A 4,985-nucleotide genomic window follows, 5' to 3' on the forward strand; every position below is an offset into this window, starting at 1 on the left:
TTGCCGGGCGACACCGCATTCACGCGAATGCCGGCCTTCGCATACTCGATCGCGAGCGACTTCGTCGCCGCATTCAATCCGCCTTTCGTCAGCGATGCGAGCACCGACGGCACGTTGCTGTTCGCGTGATCGATCAGGCTCGTCGTGATGCTGACCACGTGGCCGCTGCCGTGCTTCTGCATCGCGGCGATCGCATGCTGCGTGACGTGGAAGAAACCGTTCAGGTTGACGCTCGTGATCTGCGCGTAGTCGTCCGCGGTGTACTGCGTGAACGGCTTCGCGATGAAGATGCCCGCGTTGTTGACGAGCGTGTCGACGCGGCCGAAGCGTTCGATGGCGGCATCGACCACGCGCCGTGCGACGGCCGGGTCGCCGATGTCGCCCGCGACGGTGACGAGATCGGGATCGTTCGACGGCCCGATCGAACGTGACGTGGCGACGACGCGATGGCCGCGGGCCCGGAATGCGTCGACGGTTGCCGCGCCGATGCCTTGCGATGCACCGGTGACGATGATGACTTTGGATGCGCTCATGATTTGCCTCGATGGGTGATGGGTTCCCGGCTTCAGTGCCGACCGGATCGATGAATCCGATGGGCGAACTGTAGGCGTGCCGGTTGCAATCTCGAACACCCACCGTGGAGCAACAGTCTTGCGTCGCGGGAACAAATGCGGGGAGGGGCGGCGGACTGCGGTCAGCGCTGCCAATCAGGACGTTCGGTGGGGTTGCACGTCAAAGACTCGTCGCCCTTCCGCAGCGAGGGCATTTCGTTGCCGCGACGGTGTCGCGTGTCGGTCATACGAGGCTTCGACATTGCCCGACCTACGGCTCGCATGGTGACAGTTCGGCCGCCATGTCGACGAACCGAACCCGGATCGCTACTTCATTCGTGTAATCACGTGTAATCGCTTTCGACGTGCGCGCGGCATAACTTTGCTTCGAGCGGAGGGCTTTCGCGCAAGGCTCATCCACGAGGTCAATCGTCTTTTCCATTAGGAGCTTGAAATGCTGGAAAGAATCGTAGCAAAGCAGGCAATCGGCAGCCAACAAGGCCAAGACCGGAAATCCTGGAAAAACCCGCCGTTCAATACGAAAATCGCTTTCCCGGGCACGTTTTCGACCGCTCCCATCGTCGTCGTGACGGCCCTCCAGGACCCCAACGACGGAGCCTCTTATCCGGACACGTTCTCGGTGACGGTGACCAAGGTCACGACGACCGGATTCAACGTCAACATCACGCGCCAGGATGCGGTGTTCCCCGAATACTCGGGCAGCGATTGGGGGCAAAACCTCTACATCGCGTACATCGCCGAAGTTCCGAGCCAATAAGTCAACACACGCCGGCATCATGCGGCCGCCGTCTCCTTTCGAGTTGCGCCGGTTCCAAGACCGGAAGTTCGACCAGGGAGTACGGCGGCTGGCCAGCCGCCATCCACCGCGGCTGGCCGCCATCGGAACGGATTGCCGTGCAGCATGCCTCGAGCAGGGCGCTTGCGTCGGCGAGCGCGATTGAGGCAGTCACGGTGCGTCGCTTGTCATGTGCCGCACACAAGGCTCACGACGCAGATCCCGTGGCCCTGATCCCGGAAGGATCGAGCGTCGAAAGCCGGTGCGCTCACCCGTCGGCGAAGGAGTGCCGGCGCCGACGGCATGCACGGATGCTCCAGTCTGTCCGCCGGATCGGCTGCGTCCAGTGGCCAACCGCCGCTACTCGTATGCCGGCGATATCGATTAGCCATTCTAAACATGGGCTCACGGCACGCCTGAGAAGGGTGCAATGGTGAAACTGCGCCGCTTGCGCCCGCTCTTATCGTCAGGAAAGTCGAAACATGACAAGCACTCTGCACATTCCGGCTGGCTATTTGACGCTGGGCCTGGACTCCACCGGCGCTGTCGTCGAACTCGTCGATTCCCGCAGCGGCCACGACTTCATTGCGCCCGGGAAATCCGTCCCGTTCGTCAGTCTCGTGATCGACCGACAACAGGTGATGCCCACTGGCGTCCGATGGTCCGCCGCTGACAGCACGCTCTACTTCGTGAGCGAGACGCGTCTCGGATTCGAGGCCGACGTCCGCGTCCTGCAGAAGAACGGTTACGCCACCTTTGAAGTCACCCGGGTGTTCATCACCGCCGGCAGCGACGTTCAGACGCTGCTGTGGGGGCCGTTGCCCATCGCGATCAACCAGACCGTCGGCGAAGCCGCAGGCGTGGTGCGCAACAACGATTTCGCGATCGGCCTCAAGCCGCTCAACGACCGCACCGAAGGCGCGTGGCCCAAGGAATATCCGCAATACGGCTGGGAAAGTGACGTCGACCCCAATCCGTACCTGCTGCATGTAGCGCCCATGGAACCGTGGAGCGTGGCCGCCAAGACTTCGTGGGGGGCCGTGCTGCGTGCCTTTACTTTTGACTATACGCGCCGGCGTGAGCGGCTCAACCCCACCGGCGCGCCGATTCCGCTCGGTCCGCTCGACAGCAACGGCACGGTAATCGGATCGAAAATTGCGCTATACGGTTGCGAACCGGATCTCGTCACGACCGTGCTGTCGTTCATCGCGTCGGGCGAGCACCTTCCGTATCCGACCCAGAACGGCCAATGGCAGAAAGTCGCCCAGGCCAGCAGCCAGTCGTTTCTTGTGCTGACCAATCTCGCCATCGACAATGTCAACCACGCTGCCAGCTTCGCCAAAAGCGCGGGCATCCAATACATCTACTCGCTTCCGCCGGACTGTCGCGGGCCGTGGGCATACACCGGCCATTATCGGTTCGACGGCAGCTTCGGCGGCAGCGACGACCACGCTGCACGCCTCGTGGCCATTGCAAAGGAGCGCGGTGTCCGCGTCGGCGTTCATACCATGTCGGACTTCATCAGCACCGGCTCCGACCGCGCCATCGACCCCTACGTTTCGCCGATCCCGGACCCGCGTTTGGCCACGGGCCCGCAAGCCGCGTTGTCCCGGCCCTTGAGCAAGTTGGACACGGCGCTCTACTTGCCCGTACCCGGACCCGCGCAGGCCGCGATCAACAAAAAAATGCTGCGCGTGGGCGACGAATTCATCTCGTTCGACAGCTTCCAGAAGATCGGCACGGTATGGCAAGTCAGCGGGCTGCAGCGAGGCCTATGGGGCTCCACCGCGGCCGCAGCCGAGCGCGGGACGCCCGTTGCGCGGGTGATCGTGAACGAGTACGACGGGGCCACCGGCGGCCTCGGCATCATCGACGAGATTGCCGACCGGCTGGGGGCCCTGCGAAACGACGTCGGCATCCGGTCCCACTCGTTTGACGGCGTGGAATCCGCCAGCCTCTCCGGCTGGGGCAGCTTCGGCATTGCCCGGTTGATCAACGGCACCTACGCGACCCATACCGGGCACGATGGTTACATCAGCGAAACCAGCCGGATGACCTCGAATGCGTGGGACGTGCTGACCCGCGCGAGTTGGGGCGATCCGATGGGTCAGATGCTCCGCAACAATGACTTCTACCAGGCCAACTACCTGCCGGGCATGCTTGGGTGGCTCAATCTCACAGGCGTCTGGACGCTCGACGCCGACACCCAGTTCCAGATCGAAACCCAGCTCGCACGCGGCGCGGGGCTCAACGCCGGCACCGGTTTCTGGTTCACGATGGATAGCCTGTCCTCGGACAATTCACTGACATCCCAGATTCTCGAGAAAATCAAGCAGTGGGAAACGGCCAGAAATCTGGGCGCCTTCACCGAGAAGCAGAAGTTCGAGTTCCTCGATCTGAAGACGCACTGGACCCTGACGGTCGTCCGTCCCGGGCAGAGCTGGTCGTTACAGCAGTTGACATCCGACGGCACGCCGTTCGGCGAGCCGCAGACCGTATCGGCGCCGACGCCGCAACTGAGCCCCGCGGTTTTGCCGGATGCCGCGCGAGGCACGCTCTACGAAGCGAGAGTCACGACGAATACGCCTGCGACACTCCATTTTGCGGTGACCGGCGGGGCGTTGCCTCCCGGTCTGCTACTCAACCCGGACACCGGCGGGATCGTCGGGACGCCCGGCAACGCCGGGAGCTACTCCTTCACCGTCACGGCCACCAATGACGGGGGACTGGCTGACGCGCGAGCCGCTTACACGATCAAGGTGCGCTGAAGTATCGCCCCCGTTCGGCGGTTTCGCGGGCCTTCACGCCTGCATTCCGGACGCGCGTCGCGGCAGCTGTGCGGCGCGCGTTGCTCAGGCGACGCCTGCGGATTCGTCGCGTGACGAGCCGATTCGTCTGCTACGGAACACGCAGTTGGACAAAGTGACGACGATGTTCGGATAACTTTTCTTATCACAACAGCATGATTGGAAATCCAAACTCGCCGTTTCGAAAACGTGTCTGACGTGCAATGTCCGGGCCGCCCCCTCGTGCGATTCGAGGAGCAGGGAAGCGAGCGCACGCTGCGTACGTCCTCAATCCGTCGCGTCGATCCGTGCCAGCAACACCGTCAACACATCGGCCGTCGCGCGTGCGACACCCTGCGAAGTCGTGTCGACGAGCGCATGCGCACATTCGCGATACAGCGGGTCGCGCAAGCGGTACAACGCAGCGAGCGTCTGCCGCGGGTCGGCCACCTGCAGCAACGGCCGGCGCGTGTCGTCGCGCGTGCGGCGCCACAGCGCATCCGGATCCGCATGCAGGTAGATCACGCAGCCGCGCTCGTTCAGGCGCGCGCGGTTGCGCGGATTCAGCACCGCCCCCCCGCCGGTCGCCACGACAACATTCGGGCGCTGCGTCAGTTCATCGACGATCTGCATTTCGAGCAGACGAAAGCCGCTTTCGCCGACCTTGTCGAACAGCACAGCGACGGAATGGCCGGTGCGCCGCTCGATCTCGTCGTCGCTGTCGACAAACGTCCAGCCGAGCGATGCCGCGAGCGCGCGGCCGAGCGTCGATTTGCCTGCGCCCATCATGCCGACCAGGAATGCGCGGGCGGGCAGGGCGCACGCGTCGGCCGCCGCGACGACGGCGCTCAC

4 protein-coding genes are annotated in these 4,985 nt (G+C 63.7%); 2 read left to right on the forward strand and 2 right to left on the reverse strand.

Annotated features, from left to right (window positions below; translation table 11 throughout):
* Positions 1-533 (reverse strand): SDR family NAD(P)-dependent oxidoreductase (locus G3N93_RS33975; protein WP_206134934.1); only part of this gene is annotated, 533 nt, incomplete at its 3' end.
* Between the two features lie 472 nt (positions 534-1,005).
* On the opposite strand from G3N93_RS33975, the gene G3N93_RS33980 reads away from it, so the two are divergent.
* Both G3N93_RS33980 and G3N93_RS33985 read left to right on the forward strand, forming a co-directional pair.
* Positions 1,006-1,329 carry an H-type lectin domain-containing protein gene (locus G3N93_RS33980; RefSeq protein ID WP_174934024.1) on the forward strand — a complete coding sequence of 108 codons (324 nt, stop codon included), beginning with the start codon at positions 1,006-1,008 and terminating at the stop codon, positions 1,327-1,329.
* Positions 1,330-1,829: 500 nt separating this feature from the next.
* Positions 1,830-4,115, forward strand: coding sequence for an Ig domain-containing protein (locus G3N93_RS33985; RefSeq protein WP_206134935.1), 2,286 nt, complete (start codon positions 1,830-1,832; stop codon positions 4,113-4,115).
* Between the two features lie 306 nt (positions 4,116-4,421).
* Here the strand turns inward: G3N93_RS33985 and G3N93_RS33990 are convergent.
* A partial coding sequence (locus G3N93_RS33990; RefSeq protein WP_307873445.1) for a shikimate kinase occupies positions 4,422-4,985 on the reverse strand: 564 nt, incomplete at its 5' end.

Origin of the sequence: Burkholderia sp. Se-20378 (genome assembly GCF_017104665.1) — a bacterium.
Lineage (GTDB): Bacteria > Pseudomonadota > Gammaproteobacteria > Burkholderiales > Burkholderiaceae > Burkholderia > Burkholderia lata.